The organism is Pseudonocardia sp. CA-107938 (assembly GCF_050936315.1).
GTDB lineage: Bacteria > Actinomycetota > Actinomycetes > Mycobacteriales > Pseudonocardiaceae > Pseudonocardia.
This window is the reverse complement of sequence record NZ_JBNJNA010000001.1, coordinates 4,177,013-4,198,061: the sequence shown is the minus strand read 5'-3', so window position 1 is coordinate 4,198,061 and position 21,049 is coordinate 4,177,013. Positions and strand designations below refer to the sequence as shown.

General features: G+C 75.2%; 21 protein-coding genes. 14 read left to right on the top strand and 7 right to left on the bottom strand.

The features are described from left to right. Positions 1–70: 70 nt before the first annotated feature. From ACQEVB_RS20930 to ACQEVB_RS20920, 3 genes are all read left to right on the top strand, one after another. Positions 71–1,504: an MFS transporter gene (locus tag ACQEVB_RS20930; RefSeq protein WP_432973941.1), complete on the top strand. Its 1,434-nt coding sequence runs from the start codon at positions 71–73 to the stop codon at positions 1,502–1,504. Between the two features lie 109 nt (positions 1,505–1,613). After that, the gene (locus ACQEVB_RS20925; protein WP_432973939.1) at positions 1,614–5,435 is read left to right on the top strand and encodes a Pls/PosA family non-ribosomal peptide synthetase; all 3,822 of its coding nucleotides are present in this window, start codon (positions 1,614–1,616) and stop codon (positions 5,433–5,435) included. Beyond that, entirely contained in the window at positions 5,399–6,718 is a 1,320-nt protein-coding gene (locus tag ACQEVB_RS20920) for a M1 family metallopeptidase (RefSeq protein WP_432973937.1), read from the top strand. The genes ACQEVB_RS20925 and ACQEVB_RS20920 overlap by 37 nt, the downstream gene beginning before the upstream one ends. Positions 6,719–6,790: 72 nt before the next feature. Here the strand turns inward: ACQEVB_RS20920 and ACQEVB_RS20915 are convergent, their stop codons facing one another. Continuing rightward, entirely contained in the window at positions 6,791–7,750 is a 960-nt protein-coding gene (locus ACQEVB_RS20915; RefSeq protein ID WP_432973935.1) for a threo-3-hydroxy-L-aspartate ammonia-lyase, read from the bottom strand. A gap of 52 nt (positions 7,751–7,802) precedes the next feature. On the opposite strand from ACQEVB_RS20915, the gene ACQEVB_RS20910 reads away from it, so the two are divergent. After that, complete coding sequence (locus ACQEVB_RS20910; RefSeq protein WP_432973933.1) at positions 7,803–8,246, top strand: MarR family winged helix-turn-helix transcriptional regulator; 444 nt, start codon at positions 7,803–7,805, stop codon at positions 8,244–8,246. A gap of 1 nt (position 8,247) precedes the next feature. Here ACQEVB_RS20910 and ACQEVB_RS20905 read toward each other — a convergent pair whose 3' ends face one another. From ACQEVB_RS20905 to ACQEVB_RS20890, 4 genes are read right to left on the bottom strand one after another with little or no spacing between them, the layout of a single operon-like run. Further along, positions 8,248–8,667, bottom strand: coding sequence for a nuclear transport factor 2 family protein (locus ACQEVB_RS20905; RefSeq protein ID WP_432973931.1), 420 nt, complete (start codon positions 8,665–8,667; stop codon positions 8,248–8,250). After that, complete coding sequence (locus tag ACQEVB_RS20900) at positions 8,664–9,416, bottom strand: IclR family transcriptional regulator domain-containing protein (RefSeq protein WP_432973929.1); 753 nt, start codon at positions 9,414–9,416, stop codon at positions 8,664–8,666. The genes ACQEVB_RS20905 and ACQEVB_RS20900 overlap by 4 nt, the downstream gene beginning before the upstream one ends. Continuing rightward, on the bottom strand, positions 9,413–10,528 hold the full coding sequence (locus tag ACQEVB_RS20895) for a lyase family protein (protein WP_432973927.1): 1,116 nt from the start codon (positions 10,526–10,528) through the stop codon (positions 9,413–9,415). The genes ACQEVB_RS20900 and ACQEVB_RS20895 overlap by 4 nt, the downstream gene beginning before the upstream one ends. Beyond that, positions 10,525–11,496: an endonuclease/exonuclease/phosphatase family protein gene (locus ACQEVB_RS20890; protein WP_432973925.1), complete on the bottom strand. Its 972-nt coding sequence runs from the start codon at positions 11,494–11,496 to the stop codon at positions 10,525–10,527. The genes ACQEVB_RS20895 and ACQEVB_RS20890 overlap by 4 nt, the downstream gene beginning before the upstream one ends. 46 nt (positions 11,497–11,542) lie before the next feature. Here ACQEVB_RS20890 and ACQEVB_RS20885 point away from each other — a divergent pair, with 46 nt between their 5' ends. Genes ACQEVB_RS20885 through ACQEVB_RS20875 form a run of 3 tightly spaced genes read left to right on the top strand, consistent with a single transcriptional unit; the run spans position 11,543 to position 13,403 of the window. Continuing rightward, positions 11,543–12,292 carry a CoA transferase subunit A gene (locus ACQEVB_RS20885; RefSeq protein ID WP_432973923.1) on the top strand — a complete coding sequence of 250 codons (750 nt, stop codon included), beginning with the start codon at positions 11,543–11,545 and terminating at the stop codon, positions 12,290–12,292. Continuing rightward, positions 12,289–12,924: a CoA transferase subunit B gene (locus ACQEVB_RS20880; RefSeq protein ID WP_432973921.1), complete on the top strand. Its 636-nt coding sequence runs from the start codon at positions 12,289–12,291 to the stop codon at positions 12,922–12,924. The genes ACQEVB_RS20885 and ACQEVB_RS20880 overlap by 4 nt, the downstream gene beginning before the upstream one ends. Then, the gene (locus ACQEVB_RS20875; protein ID WP_432973919.1) at positions 12,918–13,403 is read left to right on the top strand and encodes a GNAT family N-acetyltransferase; all 486 of its coding nucleotides are present in this window, start codon (positions 12,918–12,920) and stop codon (positions 13,401–13,403) included. The genes ACQEVB_RS20880 and ACQEVB_RS20875 overlap by 7 nt, the downstream gene beginning before the upstream one ends. Here ACQEVB_RS20875 and ACQEVB_RS20870 read toward each other — a convergent pair. Then, complete coding sequence (locus ACQEVB_RS20870) at positions 13,396–14,535, bottom strand: NAD(P)/FAD-dependent oxidoreductase (protein ID WP_432973917.1); 1,140 nt, start codon at positions 14,533–14,535, stop codon at positions 13,396–13,398. The two genes, ACQEVB_RS20875 and ACQEVB_RS20870, sit on opposite strands and share 8 nt — an antisense overlap. Before the next feature lie 202 nt (positions 14,536–14,737). On the opposite strand from ACQEVB_RS20870, the gene ACQEVB_RS20865 reads away from it, so the two are divergent. From ACQEVB_RS20865 to ACQEVB_RS20835, 7 genes are all read left to right on the top strand, one after another. Further along, complete coding sequence (locus ACQEVB_RS20865; RefSeq protein ID WP_432973915.1) at positions 14,738–14,956, top strand: hypothetical protein; 219 nt, start codon at positions 14,738–14,740, stop codon at positions 14,954–14,956. Positions 14,957–15,031: 75 nt separating this feature from the next. Then, entirely contained in the window at positions 15,032–15,730 is a 699-nt protein-coding gene (locus ACQEVB_RS20860; protein ID WP_432973913.1) for a 4'-phosphopantetheinyl transferase family protein, read from the top strand. Positions 15,731–15,762: 32 nt separating this feature from the next. After that, positions 15,763–16,365, top strand: a complete 603-nt coding sequence (locus ACQEVB_RS20855; RefSeq protein WP_432973911.1) for a TetR/AcrR family transcriptional regulator — start codon at positions 15,763–15,765, stop codon at positions 16,363–16,365. After that, positions 16,362–16,742, top strand: coding sequence for a VOC family protein (locus ACQEVB_RS20850; RefSeq protein WP_432973909.1), 381 nt, complete (start codon positions 16,362–16,364; stop codon positions 16,740–16,742). The genes ACQEVB_RS20855 and ACQEVB_RS20850 overlap by 4 nt, the downstream gene beginning before the upstream one ends. Positions 16,743–16,902: 160 nt before the next feature. After that, the gene (locus tag ACQEVB_RS20845; protein ID WP_432973907.1) at positions 16,903–17,598 is read left to right on the top strand and encodes a molybdopterin-dependent oxidoreductase; all 696 of its coding nucleotides are present in this window, start codon (positions 16,903–16,905) and stop codon (positions 17,596–17,598) included. 47 nt (positions 17,599–17,645) lie between these two features. Beyond that, a complete protein-coding gene (locus tag ACQEVB_RS20840) occupies positions 17,646–18,956 on the top strand; it encodes a DNA polymerase IV (protein WP_432973905.1) in 1,311 nt (436 codons plus the stop codon). Between the two features lie 124 nt (positions 18,957–19,080). Further along, a complete protein-coding gene (locus ACQEVB_RS20835; RefSeq protein ID WP_432973903.1) occupies positions 19,081–19,824 on the top strand; it encodes a DUF998 domain-containing protein in 744 nt (247 codons plus the stop codon). Positions 19,825–19,901: 77 nt separating this feature from the next. Here ACQEVB_RS20835 and cobT read toward each other — a convergent pair whose 3' ends face one another. Further along, positions 19,902–20,972 (bottom strand): nicotinate-nucleotide--dimethylbenzimidazole phosphoribosyltransferase, encoded by a 1,071-nt coding sequence (gene cobT, locus ACQEVB_RS20830; RefSeq protein WP_432973901.1) that lies wholly within the window; start codon positions 20,970–20,972, stop codon positions 19,902–19,904. Between the last annotated feature and the right edge of the window lie 77 nt (positions 20,973–21,049).

Sequence of the window (21,049 nt, the reverse complement as noted above, 5' to 3'; positions counted from 1 at the left end):
ACCAGGTGCTCCCGATACCTGGATAACCACGCTCTGGTACCTGGCTACGCGGCGGCCGAGCCTGGACGCCATGGCAATCGCACCACCCCGCCCGGCGCCCTCCCCTGCGCTCACCCCCGCAGCACTGGGCGTGCTGCTCCTGGGGACCGCACTGGTCCCGATCGACATGTTCGTCGTCAACGTCGCACTCGCCACCATCGGCGCCGATCTCGGCGCGTCCACCGCCCAGCTGGAGGCGGTCGTCGCCGGCTACGGGGTCGCGCTGGCCGTCACGCTCGTGATCGGCGGCCGGCTCGGCGACCGCTTCGGCCGCCGCCGGATGTTCCTGGCCGGCATGGCCGCCTTCACGCTCGCGTCGCTGGTCTGCGGGTTGGCGCCCGGGATCGCGGTGCTCGTGGCCGCCCGCGTCGCGCAGGGTCTGGCAGCCGCGCTGCTGCTCCCGCAGACGCTCTCGATCATCCAGGCCTGCACGACCGGCGCCGCCCGCATGCGCGCCATCGGCTGGTACGGCGGGGTCGGCTCGCTCGCCATGGTCCTCGGGCTGCTCGCGGGCGGGCTGCTCGTCGGAGCCGACCTCGCCGGCACCGGCTGGCGGCCCATCTTCCTGGTCAACGTGCCCGTCGGTGTCCTCGCACTGGTGCTGGTGCCGCGGTTGGTGCCCGAGTCCCGCGCCACCGTCCCGCACGGCATCGACCGGGCCGGGACGGCGCTGCTCTCGACCACGCTGCTGGCGCTCATGATCCCGCTCCTGGAGGGGCGCGCGCTCGGCTGGCCCACCTGGACGCTGGTGCTGCTGGCGGCGACACCCGTCGCCGCGCTCGCGTTCGTGCTGCTGGAGCGGGGCGCCGAACGGACCGGGCGGCCCGTCCTGCTCCCCCCGTCGCTGCTCGCCGTGCCCAGCCTGCGACGCGGCCTGACCGTCGTGGCGCCGTTCTTCCTCGGCGTCGGCGGCTTCCTGTTCGTCATCGCGCTGGTCCTGCAGCACGGGATGGCGCTCGATCCGGTCGCCGCCGGACTGACGATGACGCCGTTCGCGGTGGCGTTCGGGGTGGCCGCGCTGGCCGCACCGCGCCTGGTCGCCCGGCTGGGGCGCCGCGTGGTGCCGACCGGCGCCGCCGTGCTCGGCGCCGGTCTGCTCACGACCGCGACGGTGGTCGCGGCCGGGTGGCCGCATCCGTCACCGCTCGGCGTCGCCGCAGGGCTCGCGATCGCCGGGTTCGGGCAGGGCACGGCGGCCATCCCGATGTTCGGGGTGGTGCTGGCCGGGGTGCCGGCCGAGCACGCCGGTGTTGCCAGCGGCGTGCTCGCGACGACCCAGCAGGGCAGCCTGGCCGTCGGCGCCGCACTGTTCGGCACGATCTACGCCGCGGTCGTCGACGCCGCCGGACCGCTCGCGGGCTACCTCGCCGTCACCGCGGGGCACCTGGTGCTCCTGGTGGCGCTCGCACCGGTCGCCGCAACGCTGCAGGAGCCTGCGTCCGAGGTCACATCCCCGGCGGGGTGAATCGAGACACCCCGCAGAGACGGCGCTGTCACCGTCCCGTTACCTTCTAGCCAACCCCCGGTCAACCGTGTCCCGGTCAGACGACGCGGTGCTCGTGCAGAAGGTTGCGATGACCCTCGCTGTCCGTCCCGCGCCGCTGTTCCCTGCCCGCTTCACCGCCGGTCCCGCGCCTGACCCGCGCACCCTGCTGGACGTGCTGGACACCACGACCGCACTCCACCCCACCGCCGCTGCCGTCGACGCCGGTGGCCGGGTGCTCAGCTACCGCGCGCTCGCCGACGAGGTCGAGGCCCGGCGCAGCGAGCTCGTCGCGGCCGGTGTCGGCGTCGGCGACCGGGTCGGCATCCGCATCTCCTCGGGTACCGCAGAGCTCTACGTCGCGATCCTGGCCGTGCTGGCCGCCGGCGCCGCCTACGTGCCCGTCGACGCGGACGACCCGGACGAGCGCGCCGAGCTCGTGTTCGGCGAGGCCGGCGTGTGCGCGGTGCTCACCGACGGCGGTCTGGTGCGGGCGAGCGCCCCGATCGGGCGCCCCGGCCGGCCCGGCCTGCGCGACGACGCCTGGATCATCTTCACCTCCGGCTCCACGGGGAAGCCGAAGGGCGTGGCCGTGAGCCACCGGTCGGCGGCCGCGTTCGTCGACGCCGAGGCGCGGCTGTTCCTGCAGGACGAGCCGATCGGCCCCGGCGACCGGGTGCTCGCGGGCCTGTCGGTCGCGTTCGACGCGTCCTGCGAGGAGATGTGGCTGGCCTGGCGCAACGGCGCCTGCCTGGTGCCGGCACCGCGGGCGCTCGTGCGCACCGGGGTCGACCTGGGTCCGTGGCTGCGCGAGCAGCGCATCACGATCGTCTCCACGGTTCCGACGCTGGCGGCGCTCTGGCCCGCCGACGCGCTCGAGGACGTCCGGTTGCTGATCTTCGGCGGCGAGGCGTGCCCGCCGGAGCTGGCCGAGCGCGTCGTCGTCGAGGGTCGTGAGGTCTGGAACACCTACGGACCCACCGAGGCCACCGTCGTGGCGACGGCGGCGCAGCTCACCGCGGACGGGCCCGTCCGCATCGGGCTGCCGCTGGACGGCTGGGAGCTGGCCGTCGTCGACGGCGAGGGCGAGCCGGTCGAGCTGGGCGAGAGCGGCGAGCTGGTGATCGGGGGCGTGGGCCTGGCCCGCTACCTCGACGCCACCAAGGACGCGGAGAAGTACGCCGCCCTGCCCGCGCTGGACTGGGACCGCGCCTACCGCAGTGGCGACATGGTGCGCGCCGAGGCCGAGGGCCTGGTGTTCCTGGGCCGCGCCGACGAGCAGGTCAAGCTGGGTGGACGACGGATCGAGCTGGGCGAGGTCGACGCGGCTCTGCAGGCGCTGCCCGGGGCGCGCGGCGCCGCGGCCGCCGTGCGCCGCACGAAGGCCGGCAACCAGGTGCTGGTCGGGTACGTGGCCGGCGAGATCGACCCCGACGCGGCCGCCGCGCTGCTGCGCGACCGCCTGCCGGCCGCGCTGGTGCCGCTGGTCGCCGTCGTGGACGAGCTGCCCACGCGCACGTCCGGGAAGGTCGACCGGGACGCGCTGCCGTGGCCGCTCCCGCAGCGCGACCTGGTCGCGGGCGCGCTGACGCCCACCGAGGAGTGGCTCGCGCAGGGCTGGGCCGAGATCCTCGGCGTCGCCGTCGACGACCCGAAGGCCGACTTCTTCACCCACGGCGGCGGCAGCCTCACCGCCGCGCAGCTCGTCGCGATGATCCGCTCCCGGCACCCGCAGGTGTCGGTCAACGACCTCTACCGCAACCCGAAGCTGGGCGGCCTGGCCGCGCACCTGGACGCGCTCACCGGCGACACGGGCCGGCGGCCCGACGTCGCACCGGTCCCGCGCCGCGCGGCGCTGCTGCAGGCCCTGCTCATCGCGCCCGCGCTGGTCGTCGTCGGCCTGCGCTGGACGGCGATCGCCGCCGCGCTGGCCTCGGTGGCCGCGTGGACGGGCCTCGTCGCCAACGCGCCGGCCGTGCCGTGGTGGGCGCTCGTCCTCGCCTGGCTCGGGCTGTTCAGCCCGCCCGGGCGGATCGCGATCGCCGCCGGTGGCGCGCGGCTGTTGCTGCGCGGGGTCCGGGCCGGCACGCACCCCCGTGGCGGCTCGGTGCACGTTCGGCTGTGGGCGGCGGAGCGGCTCGCCGAGCTGTCCGGCGCGACCGGCCTGTCCGCCGCGTCCTGGACCACGCGCTACGCCCGCCTGCTCGGCGCGAAGATCGGCGACGGCGTCGACCTGCACTCCGCTCCCCCGGTCACCGGGATGCTGAAGGTGGGCCGCGGCGCCGCCGTCGAGCCCGAGGTGGACCTCGCCGGCCACTGGGTGGACGGCGACGTCGTGCACATCGGCAAGATCCGCATCGGTGCCGGCGCCCGCGTCGGCTCCCGCAGCACGCTGCAGCCCGGCACCCGGATCGGCAAGAACGCCGAGGTCGTCGCGGGGTCGACGGTGCACGGTGCCGTCCCGGCCGGGCAGCGGTGGGCCGGCTCGCCCGCGTCCCGCGCCGGCCGCTCCGCGCTGACCTGGCCGGCCGAGCGGCCGCGCCGGTCGCGGTTCTGGGTCGGCGCCTACGGTGTCACGTCGGCGCTGCTGGGTCTGCTGCCCGCGATCGCCGCCGTGCCCGGCGCGTTCGTGCTCGGAGCCGGTGTCCCGAACCTCGGCGCCGTGCTGGCGCTGGTGCCCGTCGCGACGCTCGCCTACCTGCTCGCCTACGCGCTGCTGGTGCTGGGCGCGGTGCGCCTGCTCGGCGTCGGCATGGTGGAGGGCTACCACCCCGTGCACAGCCGGATCGGCTGGCAGGTGTGGACCACCGAGCGGTTGATGGGGCTGGCCCGGATCGGGCTGTACCCGCTGTACGCGAGCCTCGCCACGCCGACCTGGCTGCGGCTGCTGGGCGCGCGGATCGGCCGCGACGTCGAGGCGTCGACGGTGATCGCGCTGCCGAAGATGACCACCGTCAACGACGGCGCGTTCCTCGCCGACGACACCATGGTCGGCACGTACGAGCTGCGCGGCGGCTGGCTGCACGTGGCGCCGTCGCGGGTCGGCAAGGAGGCGTTCCTCGGCAACTCCGGGATGACCGCCGCCGGGCGCTCGGTGCCGAAGCGGGGCCTGATCGGCGTGCTGTCGTCGACGCCGCGCAAGGCGAAGAAGGGCTCGTCCTACCTGGGGCTGCCGCCGATGCCGCTGCGGCGCGCCGTCGAGCGCGGCGACACCTCCCGCACCTACCACCCGCCGCGCCGGCTCAAGGTCGCCCGCGGGCTGGTCGAGCTGTGCCGGGTGCTGCCGCTGATGCTGTCGGCGGCGCTGGCCGTGCTCGTGCTCGCGGACGTGCTCGCCGTGGCGGCGGCCGCCGGTTGGCTGGTCGCGGCGCTGGTCGCTGCGCCGCTGCTGGTGCTCGCCGGGATCGTCGCCGCCGCCGTCACGTCCGTCGCGAAGTGGGTGCTGGTCGGGCGACTGCGTGCGGTCGAGCACCCGCTGTGGAGCTCGTTCGTGTGGCGGGGCGAGCTGGCCGACATGTTCGTCGAGCTGCTCGCGGTGCCGTGGCTGGTCGGTCCGGCGTCCGGCACGCCGGTGCTGACCGCGTGGCTGCGGACGATGGGCGCGTCGATCGGGCGCGGGGTGTGGCTGGAGAGCTACTGGCTGCCCGAGTCCGACCTGGTCCACCTCGGTGACGGCGCCACCGTGAACCGGGGCTGCGTCGTGCAGACCCACCTCTTCCATGATCGGATCATGGCCATGGACACCGTGCGCCTCGACGACGGGGCGACCCTCGGCCCCAACGGCATCGTCCTGCCGGGGGCCGGCATCGGCGCACGCACCACGGTGGGTCCCGGCTCGCTCGTCACGCGCGGCGACGCCGTTCCTGCCGACACCCGGTGGCTGGGCAACCCGATCAGCTCGTGGCGGGGCTGAGCCGGGGCCCGGCGGACCGATCCGGCGACTCCTACCTCCCCCAGCACGGCAACGGCGGCTACGGCGTCCGCCACTACGACCTGGACCTCGACTACAAGGTCGGGCCCAACCGGCTGACCGGACGCGCGGTGCTCACTGCCGTCGCCGAGGCACCGCTGGCCCGGTTCTCCCTGGACCTGGGCACGTTCAAGGTCGCCCGCGTGCTCGTCGACGGGCGCGCGGCAGGCTTCACGCACCGCGGCGGCAAGCTGCGCGTGACCCCGACGAAGCCGGTCGGCGGCACGTTCACCGTCGAGGTGCGGTACGCGGGCAACCCGAAGCCGGTGCGCAGCCGCTGGGGCGACGTCGGCTGGGACGAGCTCACCGACGGCGCGCTGGTCGCCAGCCAGCCCGTCGGGGCGCCGTCGTGGTTCCCGTGCAACGACCGGCTGGACGACAAGGCCGCCTACCGCGTCACCGTGACGACCGACGCCGACTACACGGTGCTCGTCACCGGCGTGCTCACCGACCGGCGCCGCTCCGGCAGCACCCGCACCTGGGTCCACGAGCGCCCGGAGCCGACCGCCACGTACCTGATGAGCGTGCAGATCGGGCGGTACGCCGACCTGCCGCTCGGCACGCCCCGCGCCCGCGCGTGGGTCCCGCCGCGGCTGCGTCGCGCCGCCGCGTACGACCTGGGGCGCCACCCGAAGATCATGAAGGCGCTGGAGGGGTTCTTCGGCCCGTACCCGTTCGGCAACTACCAGCTCGTCGTCACCGACGACGAGCTCGACGACCCCGTCGAGGCGCAGGGCATGGCCGTGTTCGGCGCCAACCACGTCGACGGCAGGCGCACGCACGAACGGCTCGTCGTGCACGAGCTGGCGCACCAGTGGTTCGGCAACAGCCTCACCATCGCCGACTGGCGCCACATCTGGCTCAACGAGGGCTTCGCCACCTACGCCGAGTGGCTGTGGTCGGAGGCGTCCGGCGGCCGCTCGGCCGCGGCGCACGCCCGGGAGTGGCACGCCATCGTCTCGGACCGACCCGCCGATCTGGTGCTCGCCGACCCCGGCGTGACCAACCTGTTCGACCAGCGCGTCTACAAGCGGGGAGCGCTCACGCTGCACGCCCTGCGCGTCCGGGCCGGGGACGAGCGGTTCTTCCGGCTCCTGCGGACGTGGGCGGACGAGCACCGGCACGGCTCGGTCACGACGGACCAGTTCCTGGCACTCGCGGGAGCGGACGTGGCGGACCTGCTGCAGGCATGGCTCCACGCCAAGCCGCTGCCCCCGCTGAGGTGACTGCCTCCGTCGAGAACGAACTTGTGGTGATCAACAGGGCCTGTTGATCACCACAAGTTCGTTCTCGACGGGTTACGGGGCGAGCAGGGCCGCGTACCGGTCGATGTCGACGTTGCCGCCGCTCACCACCACGCCGATGCGCTTCCCCGGCAGCCGCCCGGCCAGTGCCCGGACGGCGGCCATGCCGAGGCACCCCGTCGGCTCGACGACGGTCTTGTACGTGCTCGCGAAGACGCGCATGGCGGCGACCAGCTCGGCGTCGCTCGCGGTCAGGACCTCGGCGACCTCGCGCTGCAGGATCGGGAAGCCGGTGGCGCCGAGGTGCTGGGTCTGCGCACCGTCGGCGATGGTGACGGGCACGTCGATGTGGACGATCTCGCCCTTCGCCAGCGACTGCCGCCCGTCGTCGCCGGCCTCGGGCTCGACGCCGACGATCCGCACGTCCGGACACAGCGCGCGGGCGGACAGGCACGAGCCGGACAGCAGGCCACCCCCTCCGAGCGGGACGAACAGCGCGTCGAGCGGGCCGGCGTCCTCGATCAGCTCCATGACGGCAGTGCCCTGGCCGGCGATCACGTCGGGGTGGTCGTACGGCGGGATCAGCGTGAGCCCGCGCTCGGTCGCGAGGTCGGCGCCGATCTGCTCGCGGTCCTGCGTGTAGCGGTCGTAGGTGACGACCTCGGCGCCGTAGCCCTTGGTCGCGGCGATCTTGGTGACCGGCGCGTCCAGGGGCATGACGATCGTCGCGGGGATGCCGAGGATGCGCGCCGACAGCGCGACGGCCTGCGCGTGGTTGCCCGACGAGTACGCCACCACCCCGGCCCGGCGCTGCTCCTCGTCGAACCGGGAGAGCGCGTTGAACGCGCCGCGGAACTTGAACGCGCCCATCCGCTGGACGTTCTCGGCCTTGACCAGCACCTCCGCCCCCACCTCCGCGTCGAAGCGGCGGGAGGTGAGCACCGGCGTGCGATGGGCGTGCCCCCGGATGCGCGCGGCTGCGGCCTGGACGTCGGCGAAGGTCGGGGTGGGCATGCGTTCAGTCTGCCTTGACCTCCACCCGGGTCCAGCTCATAACGTCGCGCGGGTGACGCGACCCATGCAGCCGCCTGCCAGCCAGCCGATCGGGTTCTGGACCGTCCGCGCCGGGGAGGCCATCCGCGCCCGCATCCGTTCCGCCCTCGCGGAGGTCGACGTGACCCAGCCGGAGTGGTGGGTGCTCCACCAGCTCTCCCTGCACCCGGACGGGGTCGAGCGCGCCGCCGTCGTCGACGTGATCGACTCCAACGACACGCCGGCCGTGATCGAGGAGGCGATCGACGCCGGGATCGCGCGCGGCCGGATCCACGCCGACGGCACGGTCCTGCGGTGGACGGACAGCGGGGCGGCGGCGTTCGCCCGGGCCGTCGAGGTGCAGAAGGGGCTGCGGGAGGAGCGGATGCAGGGCATCACGGTGGACGAGTACGCGACCACGATCTCCGTGCTGCAGCGGACCATCGCCAACGTCGGCGGCGAGGCCTGGCACTGGTAACTCAGACCGTCGTGTAGCCGCGCTCCCCGTACGGGAAGCCGTCGAGCTCCGTGGTGTGCTCCCGCTGCTGGTAGTAGCTGCGGATCTCGGTGATCCGGCCGCCGGGGGCGAAGGTGAACCACTCCGCTCCCCGCGTGGCGATCCGCTCACCGCTGCCGCCGGGCCGCCAGGTCATCGTCCACTCGATGACGGCCTCGTCGGCACCGGCGAGGCAGTGGTCCACCAGCCACCGGGCGTCGATCATGCGGGCGACCTTGCGCCAGTAGCGGGCCAGGTGCTCCCCGCCGCGGACGGGCGCCGAGCCGACGTTGGGCGCGAGGAACCAGTGCACGACGTCGGGGTCGAGCGTGCTGGTCATGAGCTCGACATCGGCGGTGGAGCAGCCGAGGTAGTAGCGCTCGATCGTCTCCCGGTGGGTCACCGGGACAGCCTGCCCGATCGCAGGTCGGTCTCGATGGCGGCGACGGTCGCGCGCAGGTGCGGCAGCACGTCCGCCACGAGGTCGACCGGCCCCGGCCGGGCCGCGACGTTGACGGCCGCGACGACGGCACCCCGCGCGTCGTGGACCGGGACGGCGATCGACCGGACGCCCAGCTCCAGCTCCTCCTCGACGAGCGCCCACCCGGCGGCGGCGACGTCGTCGAGGGTGCGGGCGAGGACGGCCGTGTCGGTGACGGTGCGGTCGGTCAGGGCGGCGGGCGCGGCCAGCAGCTGAGCGCGCTCCTCCTGCGGACGGGCGGCGAGCATGACCCGGCCCATCGCGCTGGCGTAGGCGGGCAGCCGGGTTCCGATCGTGATGGCCGCGGTCATCAGCCGGGAGGTGGCCACCCTGGCGACGTAGACGATGTCGGCGCCGTCCAGCACCGACATCGACGCCGACTCGTGCACCTGCGCCGACAGCGCCTCCAGGTGCGGCCCGGCCACCTCGGGCAGGGTCAGCGCCGACAGGTACGCGTAGCCGAGCTCCAGCACCTTCGGCGTGAGCTGGAAGAGCCGCCCGTCGCTGCGCACGTACCCCAGCTCGGCCAGGGTCAGCAGGAAGCGGCGGGCGGCCGCGCGCGTGAGACCGGCCCGGCGCGCGACGTCGGAGAGCGTCTGGACGGGGGCATCGGCGTCGAAGGCGCGCAGCACGGCCAGCCCGCGTTCGAGCGAGCGGACGTGGTCGCTCACGGCCGCGCTGCCAGCAACCGGTCGCACAGCTCGCCGGCGTGCCCGGGGTCGGCCCGATCGGTGGTCAGCGCGAGGTTCGCCGCCATCCGCTCGGGGTCGACGACGAGCCCGTCGAGGCTGGTGCGCAGGCGCGCGGCGGCGCCGCCGGTGGCGCGCAGCAGGTCGGTGAGCGCCTGCCACTCGGCGTGCCAGGCCCCGGCCGCGCGCTGGTGCTCGTGCTCGCCCCCGATGAGGACGGCGGCGAGCGCGGGCGCGCGGCGGGCGGCGGCCCTGGCGGTGATCGCGGCGATCGGGTTGCGCTTGTGCGGCATCGACGACGAGTCGCCCGGCGCTGCCTCGCGCACCTCGCCCAGCTCGGTGCCGGCGAGCAGCACGACGTCGGTGGCCGGCGTGGCGCAGGCGGACGCGGCGACCGCGAGCGCACCGGCCAGCGCGCCGATGCGGGTGCGCTCGGTGTGCCAGGGGGCGGCGTCGGCCAGTCCGAGGCGCGCCGCGAGCGAGGCCGCGACGGCCGGGCCGTGCGGGTGCAGCGCCGCGAGCGTGCCGGCCGCTCCCCCGAGCTGGACGGGCAGGTGCGCGAGCTCGACGGCCAGCGCGGTGCGGGCGCGGTCCAGCCCGGCGCACCAGCCGGCCGCGACCAGCCCGAACGTGGTGGGCACGGCCTGCTGGCCGAGGGTGCGGGCGATCATCGGGGTGTCGCGGTGGGCCGCGGCCAGGCGGGCGGCGGCGTCGGCGGCGCCGCGCAGGTCGTCGAGCACGACCTCGCCGGCCCAGCCGACCAGCAGCATCGCCGCGGTGTCCATGACGTCCTGGCTGGTCGCCCCCGGGTGGACGGCCGCGCCGGCCTTGCCGGCTGCCGCGCGCAGCATCCGCACGAGCGGGATCACCGGGTTGCCGCCCTCGACCGCGGCCCGCCCCAGCTCCGCCGGATCGACGGGCAGGTGCGCGGCCGCCTCCGCGACGGCCTCGGCGTCGGCGGCCGACACGATCCCGTGCTCGGCCGCCGCGGCGGTGAGCGCGACCTCGACGGCGACCAGCGCGGCCACCCACGACGCGTCGTCGAGCCGGTCGGCCACGCGGTCGGCGCCGAGCAACGGGTCGAACAGGGTCATCGGGACACCGCCTCGTCGATCGGAACAGGGATGCGCACGCGGGCCAGCACGGCGCGGTGGTCGCTGCCGGGCACGTCGACGATCGCATAGCGGGGCACCGCCGATCCGGTCGGCACCAGCACGTGGTCGATGTGGATGCCGATCAAGGCCGGCCAGTTGGGGCGCAGCGCAGTGGGGAACGTGCCGACGAGCCCGCGACCGCTGCCGATCGACGCCGACGCGACCGGCCCGAGCACCGCCCGCAGCAACGCGTGGTCGAGGGTGGCGTTGAGGTCGCCGGCGATGATCGGCGCGACCGGTTCGTGGCTCCAGCGGGCCAGGTCGGCGAGATCGCGGCGCCACTCCCGGGTGCCGGCGACGGTCGTGGGCGCCGCGGTGTGCACCGCGATCAGCGCACGCTCGCCGAGGATGCCGCCGGTGGCGCGCAGGTACTGGGTACGCACCTCCGGCCCGCCGCTGACGGTCAGCTCACCCGCGCGCGGCCCGGCCAGCAGCGCGACACCGTCGCCGTCGGGGGCGTCCGCCGCCGCGGACGTCCATGTGCGGTAGCCGAGCGGGGCGAGGTGCGGGCGCAGCGCGTGGAGGAACGGGTGCCCGGCCTCCGACACCGCGACGAGGTCGGGCCGCTCCCGCTCCAGCAGCGCGGCGAACGCGACGGGGAGGGCGCGCCCGTGCCACACGTTGGCGGCGAGCACGACGAGGTCGTCGGGGTGTTCGGCCACGGCCGGCCGAGTGCCGAGCCGCTGGACGAGCGAGGGAGCCGCGGCCGCCGCGAGGCCGGCGAGGACAGTGGCGGCGACGGGCCGGCGCGATGCGAGCACCGCGGCGGCACCGGCGGTCGCCGCGGTCACGTACGGGCGGAGCGCGGCGACCCCGACCAAGGGGTGCCGGCCGTCGAGCCCGAGCCGGTCGCCGTGCAGGGCCACGGCGGCGGCGACGGTAGCCGCGGAGAGCAAGCCTGTGCGCACAGCGAACAAGTGTACGGGAGCCGCACAACTTGCTACCATCCCCCTCATGCTCGACAAGGTGGTCCCGACCGCGGCCGAGGCGGTGGCCGACATCCCCGACGGCGCGTCGCTGGCCGTCGGCGGGTTCGGCATGTCCGGGGTGCCCGCGGTGCTGATCACCGCCCTGCTGGAGCACGGGGCCGGCGGGCTGGAGATCATCAGCAACAACCTCGGCACCGACGGCTACGGGCTCGGCCTGCTGCTCGCCGCCGGCCGGATCCGCCGCACGATCGGCTCGTACGTGGGCAACAACAAGGAGTTCGCCCGCCAGTACCTGGCCGGCGAGCTGGAGTTCGAGATCACGCCGCAGGGCACGCTGGCCGAGCGGTTGCGCGCCGGCGGCGCCGGCATCCCGGCGTTCTTCACACCGGCCGGGGTCGGCACGCTCGTCGAGGAAGGCGGGCTGCCCTGGCGCTACGCGACCGACGGGTCGGTCGCGCTGGCATCGCCGCCGAAGGAGACGCGGGAGTTCGACGGTGTGACCTACCTGCTGGAACGGGCGATCGTGCCGGACTACGCGCTGGTGCACGCCTGGCAGGGCGACCGGCACGGCAACCTCGTCTACCGGCGCAGCTCGCGCAACTTCAACCCGGTGGCCGCCGCCGCGGGCCGGACCACGATCGCCCAGGTCGAGCACCTGGTCGAGCCGGGCGAGATCGACCCGGACGCCGTGCACACCCCCGGCATCCACGTCCAGCGGGTGGTGCCCGTCGCGGGCGTGGAGAAGCCGGTCGAGATCAGGACGGTCAGGTCATGAGCTGGAGCCGGGCGGAGCTGGCCGCGCGGGTGGCCGCCGAGCTGCGCGACGGCGACCACGTCAACCTCGGGATCGGGCTGCCCACCACCGTGCCCGACCACATCCCGCCCAGCCGCACGGTGGTGCTGCACTCCGAGAACGGCATCCTCGGCGTCGGCCCCTACCCCACCGACGACGAGGTCGACCCCGACCTGATCAACGCCGGCAAGGAGACCGTCACCGTGCTGCCGGGGGCGAGCTTCTTCGACTCGGCGGACTCGTTCGCGATGATCCGCGGCGGCCACGTCGACGTCGCGGTGCTCGGCGGCATGCAGGTCAGCGCGCGCGGCGACCTGGCCAACTGGGCCGTGCCCGGCAAGATGATCAAGGGCATGGGCGGGGCGATGGATCTCGTGCACGGCGCCGCCACCGTGATCGTCATGATGGAGCACCGCACGAAGAGCGGCGCCCCGAAGATCGTCGAGGCGTGCACGCTGCCGCTCACGGGCGTGGCGTGCGTCGACCGGATCGTCACCGAGCTGGGCGTCCTCGACGTCACCCCGGACGGGCTGGTGCTCACCGAGACCGCGCCCGGAGTCACCGCCGACGAGGTCGTGGCCGCGACGGGCGCGCCGGTGCGGGTGGCGTGCTAGCGACCATCCCCGTCACGGTCCGCGACCTGGTAGTCGACGACCTCCCGGCCTGCTCGTGGTCGGGTTCGCCGGTGCACCTGCGCTACGTCGCCGCGGAGCTCGAGCGCGTGCCGCGCGGCGAGGTCGACTACCTGGCCCTGTGCCCGCCGTCGGGGCTGCCCGTCGGGATGGCGCTGCTGGACTGGACGGTCGTGCCGGGCGCCGGCCACATCGGCCAGCTCGCCGTGCACCCGGCCCTGCGCTCCTGCGGGCTGGGCACGCTGCTGATCGGCCAGGCCGAGGCCCGGATCGTCGCGCGCGGCCGCGACCGCGCCGACCTGCGCGTCGAGGTGGGCAACGGTCGGGCCCGCGCCCTGTACGAGCGTCTCGGCTACGAGGCGTACGGCGAGGCGCCCGACGGCTGGGACCAGGAAGGCCCCGACGGCATGGTCGTGCGCTACGAGACGACCTCGACGCTGATGCGCAAGCAGCTCAGGTGACCCGGCTCAGCTCCCGGTCCGGCGCGAACAGCGCGGGGTCCTGCGGGGTGTCGGCGGGCGGGCGCTGCCCGGTCAGCACGGCCGCGGCATAGGCGGAGAGGGCGGGCGCCGTCTCGATGCCCGAACCGCCCTGAGCGGCGACGAACGCGAAGCCGGGCAGCCCCGGCCACTCCCCCACGACCGGCCGCCGGTCCGCCACGAACGACCGCAGCCCGGCCCAGCTCGTCCGCACCGACCGCAGCCCCAGCCTGGTCGCCTCCTCCACCCGCTCCAGGGCCAGCGCGACGTCCAGGGGGTCCGGTTTGGCGTCGCCGGGCTCGGTGGGCGTCTCGTCGACCGGCGAGCACATCAGGTCGTCGCCGTCGGCCTTGAAGTAGAACCGGTCGGCCGCCTCGATGACGAACGGGAGCCGCTCGGCCGGCCCGCGCAGCCGCGCCGGGTCGGGCACCCTGGCCAGCGCGATCGTGCGCCGGTACGGGACGAGCCCGAGCTGCGGCACCCCGGCCCGCTCGGCGACGACGTCGGCCCACGCCCCGGCCGCGTCCACGACGAGCGCGGTGTCGAGGACGGTGTCGCCGTAGTGGACCCGCCACCCCGAACCGGCCCGCTCGATCCGCCCGGCCGGGGCGCCCACCCGCACCTCGCCGCCGCGGCCGCGCAGGCCGCGCAGGTAGCCCTGGTGCAGCGCGTCGGTGTCGACGTCGGCGCCCTCGACGACACCGGCCGCGCGCACCGTGCCGGGCGCGAGCGCCGGGCAGAGCCGCTCGGCCTCGGTGCCGTCGATGCGCGCGGCGGCGCCGGGACCGCCGACGCGTTCGGCGAGGTAGCCGGCGAGCCCGCGCTCGCTCTCGTCGTCGACGGCGACGAACAGCACCTGCCGCGGCAGCAGCAGCGGCGGCGTGCCGAGCTCGTCGGCCAGCCGCGCGAACCGCGGCCCGCTGGCCGCCACCAGCGCGCGCACGTCCGCCACGCCGTGCCCGGGCACCCAGGTGGCGGCCGAGCGCGCCGTGGAGTGCCGGCCGGCGACCGACTCGGCCTCCAGCAGCACGACCGACCGGTGCGCAGCCAGCTCGTACGCCACCGAGGCACCGGCGATACCGCCACCGACCACCACCACGTCAGGCATCCCCATGTGGCCCGACGCTACCGCCGTTAAATCGGTGGCGTGGACGCGACGCCGGCCGTACCTTCGTCGCATGCGCCTCTGATGGAGATGCTCCCGCGCGGAGCTCCCGCGGCCCGGTTTCTCCGGTTGCCGCCGTCCTTCGGTCCCTCCGGCCGGCCTCGTCGCCGCCTGGCTCCCGTCGGCCGCATCCCTCAGCAAGGAGGCTCGTATGACCACCCAGCCGTCATCCAGCGAATCGCTCGACCTCACCGCCGCCATCGCCGCGGAAGCCGCGGCCGCCCCCACCAACCGGGCGGCTCGACGGGCTGCCAAGCGCGGCAAGGACGGCGAGTTCCACGTGTCCGACCAGGCTCGCTACCAGCCCCCGGCACACGCGCGGCCCCAGCAGGGCCGGCGGATCAACCCGGTGCGCCGCACCGGTTCCTGATCCGTGATCCGGCGCCGCCGGTCCCGCGTCCACGGGGCCGGCGGCGCCGCTGCCGTGGAACGCAGATCTGACAGGATGTCGCGAGTGGGCATCCCCGCGGCGACCTGCCGGATCTTCTGGGCCGCACCGGTCGAGCCGGCGACCGCGCCGCACCTGGTGCGGCTGCTCGACGCCCACGAACGCGAGCGCATGCAGCGGTTCCGGCGCCCGGTCGACCAGGCGCGCTACCTCGCCGCGCACGCACTGACCCGGATCGTGCTGGGCGACGCGCTCGGCTCGCCCGCCGACGTGCTCACGTTCGACCGCACCTGCCGCTGCGGGCGCCAGCACGGCAAGCCCGTGCTTCTGCAGGCGGGCGCGCCGGCGTTCTCGATGACGCACGCCGGCGACGTCGTCGGGGTGGCGCTGCACGCCTCCCCGGTCGGGCTCGACGTGGAGGAGATCCGATCGGTCGAGCTGCCTGCGATGGCCGAGCACGCCTGCTCCCCCGCCGAGCTGGCCGCCGGCGCGGGCGCGACGGTGGACACGTTCTTCTCCGTGTGGACGCGCAAGGAGGCCGTGCTGAAGGCGACCGGCGACGGGTTGTCGGTGCCGATGAGCTCCGTGACGCTCGGCCCCGGACGCGTGCAGGAATGGACGGGCGACGGGAACCCCGGAGCGCCGATGTGGGTGCACGAGACGTCCCCGGCCGCGGGGTACGTGGCCGCGGTCGCCGGGTTCGGCACCGACGTGCCGTCCGTCCTCGAGCAGGACGCTTCGACGTTTCTCCATTGACGGAGTGAGTACTCACTCCGTACCGTGGACGCATGACCGACAGCCCACCGGGGCGCCGCCGCGCGCCCAGCATGACCCCTGACCAGCGCCGCGCGATGATCGTCGCCGCGGCCCTGCCCCTCGTCGCCGAGCACGGCACCGCCGTCAGCACGGCCCAGCTCGCGCGCGCCGCGGGCATCGGCGAGGCCACGATCTTCCGCGCGTTCGGCGACAAGGACGCGCTGCTCGACGCCTGCGTCGCCGAGGCGCTGCGCCCCGACAACGCGCTCGACGCCATCGCCGAGATCCCCCTCGACCTCCCCCTGGAGGAGCGCCTCGCCGAGGCCGCGCGGGAGCTCGACGCCCACCTGCAGCGCATGGGCACCGTCATCGGCGCGCTGCACGCCACCGGACGGCGCGCCGAGCGACCCCCACCCTCCGACGCCGCCGCCGACCTGCGGGCGCGGTCCACCAATGCCACCGTCGACGCGCTCGCCGCGCTCATGGAACCCGACGCCGCCGACCTGCGCCTGCCCGTCGAGCAGCTCGCCGCCGTGCTGCTCACCCAGCTGTTCTCCCGCCACCGGCCGATCGCGGGCGGCGAACTCGGCGTCGAGGAGCACGTCGACCTCTTCCTGAACGGGGCCCGCGCATGATCGAGCTGGACCACGTCGCACTGCCCGCCCGCAGCTCCGCTGTGTCCGCGCGGCAGCTCGGCGACCTCCTCGGCGGCGCCCCCGTCACGCCGGAAGGCCCGGACGGCGACATGAACGCCGTGCACGTCGGGCACCGGGCGATGGTGCTGTACATGGACTCTCCCGCCGAGATCCCGCGGCAGCACCTCGCGCTGCGGGTGGACCGGGCGCTGTTCGACGGGCTGGTCGCGCAGCTCACCGCGCGGCGGATCCCGTTCGGCAACGACCCGTCCGACCAGGCCAACGGACGCACGGACGACTGCATCGGCACCGGCCGCCGGGTCTACTTCGCCGATCCCGACGGGCACCTCCTCGAGGTGGTGACGGAAGAGGCCTGAGCGCAAAGGGACGGTGACCGGGCTCCGCGATCCCGATGGCGCAGGCCCGCTCGATCACGTCGCCCGACCTTCTCCCAGCCGTTGGCAGGTTCCATACGGTGCCGTACAGTCGCTCCCATACGCACCCGTACGGAAGCGGGTGGCTGACGAGGAGAAACCCATGGGGACATCCGGCCCGTCGACATCCCGGGTAGTTCGCGGCCTCCCGCCCGGCCAGCACCGGCGCCGCGACTTCCCCCGCTTCGGCATGCCACAGCTCGCACCCCCGGCGGTGCCCGACCGTCCGATCCTCACGGTCGCCGGCGCGGTCGAGGACGACCTGCACCTCCCGCTCACCGAGCTGGACCGCACGATCCCCCGGATCGAACGAGTGGCCGACCTGCACTGCGTCGCCACCTGGACGGCCACCGGCCTGAAGTGGTCGGGCGTGTCGTTCCGGCAGTTCTGGGAGCAGGTCGTGGAGCCGCGCTGCAAACCCGCAGGAGCCGTCGCGATCATCGCCCGCGGAGCGGACGGGGGGCGGGCGGTCCTGGACCTCCGCGACGCGTTGGCCGACGACGTCATGCTCGCCGACCGGCTCGACGGCGAGCCGCTCGACGCCCTCCACGGCGCCCCGCTGCGCCTCGTGAGCCCAGGGCAGTACGGCTACAAGAACATCAAGCACCTACGGACGATCGAGGTCTGCGACACCTTCCCGCGCCTCGGGTACAAGGGGATGGAGCACCCGCGGGCGCGCGTCGACCGGGAGGAGCGCCACCCCCGCTTCGCCGGCCCGCTGCTGCGCCTGCCGTACCGGGCGACCGTCCCGCTGATCGTGTGGCTGAACCGCCGCCCGAGCCGGGCCCCCGGCTCGTGAGGCTGTCCGGGCCGACGTGACCGAACAGCCCCGAGCAGAATGAGGCCGTGAACGGGCGGTGGGTGCTGCACCTCGACATGGACGCGTTCTTCGCCTCCGTCGAGCAGCTCACCCGGCCGACCGTCGCCGACCGTCCGGTGCTGGTGGGCGGGCTGGGTCCGCGGGCGGTGGTGGCCGGCGCCAGCTACCAGGCGCGGGTGTTCGGCGCCCGCTCCGCGATGCCGATGGCGCAGGCCCGGCGGCTGTGCCCGCACGCGGTGGTACTGCCGCCGCGGTTCCCGCTCTACTCGGCGCTGTCCGAGCGCGTGATGGCGGTGCTCGCCGACGCGGCGGGCGTGCTGGAGCCGGTCTCGGTGGACGAGGCGTTCCTCGAGCCGCCCGAGCTCGCCGGCGCGGACGCGGCCACCGTGCACGCGTTCGGGGTGCGGCTGCGCGCGGCGGTGCGCGCCGCCACCGGGCTCCCGGCGTCGATCGGCGCCGGTTCCGGCAAGCAGCTCGCGAAGATCGCCTCCGAGCTGGCCAAACCCGACGGCCTGCGCGTCGTCGCCCCCGACGAGGAACGGGCCGTGCTCGATCCGCTGCCGGTGCGGGCGCTGTGGGGAGTCGGCCCGGTGGCCGAGGAGCGGCTCCGCGGCATCGACGTGCACACCATCGGCCAGCTCGCCGACCTCGACCTGCGCGAGGTGACCGCGGTGCTCGGCGTCGCCATCGGCACCGAGCTGCACCGCCTCGCCCGCGGCGTCGACGAGCGGCCGGTGGCGCCGCGCGGGGCCGCGAAGCAGGTCAGCGCCGAGACGACCTTCGACACCGACCTCACCGCGATGTCCGCCGTGCACGAGGCGGTCGCCCGCATGACCGCGGCCGCGCATCGCCGCCTGCTCGGCACCGGGCGGGCCGCGCGCACCGTGACCGTCAAGGTGCGGGGAGCCGACTTCGCCACCGCCAGTCGCTCGGAGACCACGCCCGTGGCCAGCACCGACCTCGGCGCGCTCACCGCGACCGCGCAGCGGCTGGCCGGGGCCGCGGTGCCGGCCGGCGGGGTGCGGCTGATCGGGGTGTCGCTCGCCGGGCTCACCGACGACCCGCCGCCGGCGCTGTTCGAACCGGACCCCGGACCCGAACCCGCGCCGCTGCCCGAGGCCCCTGCCGAGCCATCCCCCGTTGCGACGCCGCGGCCGTGGCGCACCGGCGACGACGTGACCCATCCCGAGCACGGCCACGGCTGGGTGCAGGGCGCCGGGCACGGGCGGGTGACCGTCCGGTTCGAGACCCGGGCGACCGGGCCCGGCCGGGCGATCACCCTCGCCTCCGACGACCCTGCGTTGACCCCGGCGGATCCCCTGGCCAGCCTGGGCTGACAGCTGGGTGAACGTGCGGAAACCCGGCCCGCGGAACGTGGGCCGATGATCTGTCCGGACGTATCATCGAAGGGACCCGGTGTCCCGGCCCGACCGGCACGGACGACCGGTCGAGCGGGGGTGGATGGCGGTGCTGGTGACGTCTCGTCCGGCGCGGCGGTGGTGGGGCATCGGCACACTGCTCCTGGCGGTGCTCGCACTGCTGTCGGCCGCGCGCTGCGTGATCACGATGGTCTACCTCGGGTTCGCCTTCCGCGCCGAGGTCAACCCGATCCGCGTGCCGGCGAGCTACTACGTGTTCGTCGAGGGCGGCAGCGCCCCGTTCACCAGCGCCGCCGTCGCGCTCGCGGTCGCCGCGCTGGCCGTGCTGGCCGGCATGACCTGGGCCGGCGCGCACATCTCCGGCCGCCCCACCGTGCTGCTCGGCGTGTGGTCGTTGTGCCTGGTGCTGGCCGCGATCTTCCCCACCGACAACAGCCCGGACATCACCTCGTTCAGCGGCTGGGTGCACCAGTTCGCCGGCGCCGGCATCCTGCTGCTGCTCTCGTTCGCCGGGCTGGCCGCTGCTCCGCGGCTGGCCGAGACGCCCGCCTGGCAGCCCGTCGTGGGCGTGGTGCGGGTGATGTCCGTCGGAGCCCTCGTGCTCACCGCCACCTACCTGGCGTTCCGGGTGGTGCAGCTGGCGCCCGACGCCTTCGCCGCCATCGGCATCGTCGACGTCGGCGGCGCGCTGCAGCGCGCGTCGATGGCGTTCCAGATCGGCGTCGTCGTCGCCCTCGCGTGGCACCTGCTGCGGCTGTCGTGGCAGTCGCTGCGCACGACGGCACCGGAGCCGGCCGCGGTCGCCGAGCCCCCTGCCGCCTGCTAGTGCCGCTCGCGCACATGCTCGTGCGCCCGCGCACACGTCGCAGCATGTGCGCGGGCACCCGGCGGTGTGCGTGAGCGCTATTCCTTCTCGGTGACGCCCGCCGCGTCGAACGTGGCGACGTCCTGCAGGGCGCGCGCGGCCGCGCTCACCACCGGCACGGCCAGCAGCCCACCCGTCCCCTCGCCGAGGCGGAGGCCCAGGTCCAGCAGCGGCGTCAGGCCGAGGTGAGCGAGCGCGAGCGTGTGGCCGGGCTCCACGGACCGGTGCCCGGCGACGCAGTAGCCGAGCGCGTCCGGTGCCAGCGCGACCGCGGCGAGCGCGGCCGCACCGACGCTCACCCCGTCCAGCACGACCGGGACGCGGTGCGCGGCCGCGCCGAGCACGAACCCGGCGATCGCGGCGTGCTCCAGCCCGCCGACCGCGGCCAGGACGCCCAGCGGGTCGGCCGGGTCCGGGGCGTGCCGGGCCAGCGCCTCGGTGACGACCTCGACCTTGCGGGCCAGCGTGACGTCGTCGACGCCGGTGCCGCGGCCCGTCGCAGCTTCCGGGGAGGCGCCAGTGAACGCGCAGATCAGCGCGGCGGCCGCGGTCGTGTTGGCGATGCCCATGTCACCCGGGACCAGGCAGCGGCTGCCCGCCGCGACGAGCTCGTCGGCCGTCGCGATGCCCGCCTCGACGGCGGCCTGCGCCTGCGCCCGGGTCATCGCCGGGCCTGCGGTCATGTCGGCCGTTCCCGCAGCGACCCGGCGGTCGATCAGTCCGGGGGCGCCGGTGAGCGGCGCCGCCACCCCGACGTCGACCACGACGACGTCGGTGCACGTCTCCGGGCCGAGGCTGCGGGCGAACGCGTTCACGACCGCGCCGCCGGCGAGGAAGTTGCCCACCATCTGCGCCGTGACCTCCTGCGGCCACGGCGTCACCCCGCGGGCGTGGACCCCGTGGTCACCTGCGAACACCGCCACCGTCGCCGGCACGGGCAGCGGCGGCGGGCACTGCCCGGCGATGCCGGCGAGCGTGATCGCGAGGTCCTCGACCCGGCCCAGCGACCCGGCGGGCTTCGTCATGCGGTCGAGCCGCTCCGCCGCGGCGGCGCGGGCCGCTCCGTCGACAGGGTGGACACGGGCGACGGTGTCGTCGACGAGACTCATACGATTCCTCCGAACGGGGCGGCCTCGTCACGGTACGCGGTGGGATGTGAGGTGACACCGAGGTGAGGCCCCGGACG

Bases quoted from the DNA above. Each gene is read 5' to 3' on its own strand.
- ACQEVB_RS20885 (WP_432973923.1), top strand. From the start codon at position 11,543: ATGCTCGACAAGGTGGTCCCGACCGCGGCCGAGGCGGTGGCCGACATC.
- ACQEVB_RS20915 (WP_432973935.1), bottom strand. From the start codon at position 7,750: ATGCCCACCCCGACCTTCGCCGACGTCCAGGCCGCAGCCGCGCGCATC.
- ACQEVB_RS20930 (WP_432973941.1), top strand. From the start codon at position 71: ATGGCAATCGCACCACCCCGCCCGGCGCCCTCCCCTGCGCTCACCCCC.
- ACQEVB_RS20860 (WP_432973913.1), top strand. From the start codon at position 15,032: ATGTCGCGAGTGGGCATCCCCGCGGCGACCTGCCGGATCTTCTGGGCC.
- ACQEVB_RS20855 (WP_432973911.1), top strand. From the start codon at position 15,763: ATGACCGACAGCCCACCGGGGCGCCGCCGCGCGCCCAGCATGACCCCT.
- ACQEVB_RS20850 (WP_432973909.1), top strand. From the start codon at position 16,362: ATGATCGAGCTGGACCACGTCGCACTGCCCGCCCGCAGCTCCGCTGTG.
- ACQEVB_RS20895 (WP_432973927.1), bottom strand. From the start codon at position 10,528: ATGACCCTGTTCGACCCGTTGCTCGGCGCCGACCGCGTGGCCGACCGG.
- ACQEVB_RS20835 (WP_432973903.1), top strand. From the start codon at position 19,081: ATGGCGGTGCTGGTGACGTCTCGTCCGGCGCGGCGGTGGTGGGGCATC.
- ACQEVB_RS20870 (WP_432973917.1), bottom strand. From the start codon at position 14,535: ATGGGGATGCCTGACGTGGTGGTGGTCGGTGGCGGTATCGCCGGTGCC.
- cobT (WP_432973901.1), bottom strand. From the start codon at position 20,972: ATGAGTCTCGTCGACGACACCGTCGCCCGTGTCCACCCTGTCGACGGA.
- ACQEVB_RS20845 (WP_432973907.1), top strand. From the start codon at position 16,903: ATGGGGACATCCGGCCCGTCGACATCCCGGGTAGTTCGCGGCCTCCCG.
- ACQEVB_RS20925 (WP_432973939.1), top strand. From the start codon at position 1,614: ATGACCCTCGCTGTCCGTCCCGCGCCGCTGTTCCCTGCCCGCTTCACC.
- ACQEVB_RS20865 (WP_432973915.1), top strand. From the start codon at position 14,738: ATGACCACCCAGCCGTCATCCAGCGAATCGCTCGACCTCACCGCCGCC.
- ACQEVB_RS20880 (WP_432973921.1), top strand. From the start codon at position 12,289: ATGAGCTGGAGCCGGGCGGAGCTGGCCGCGCGGGTGGCCGCCGAGCTG.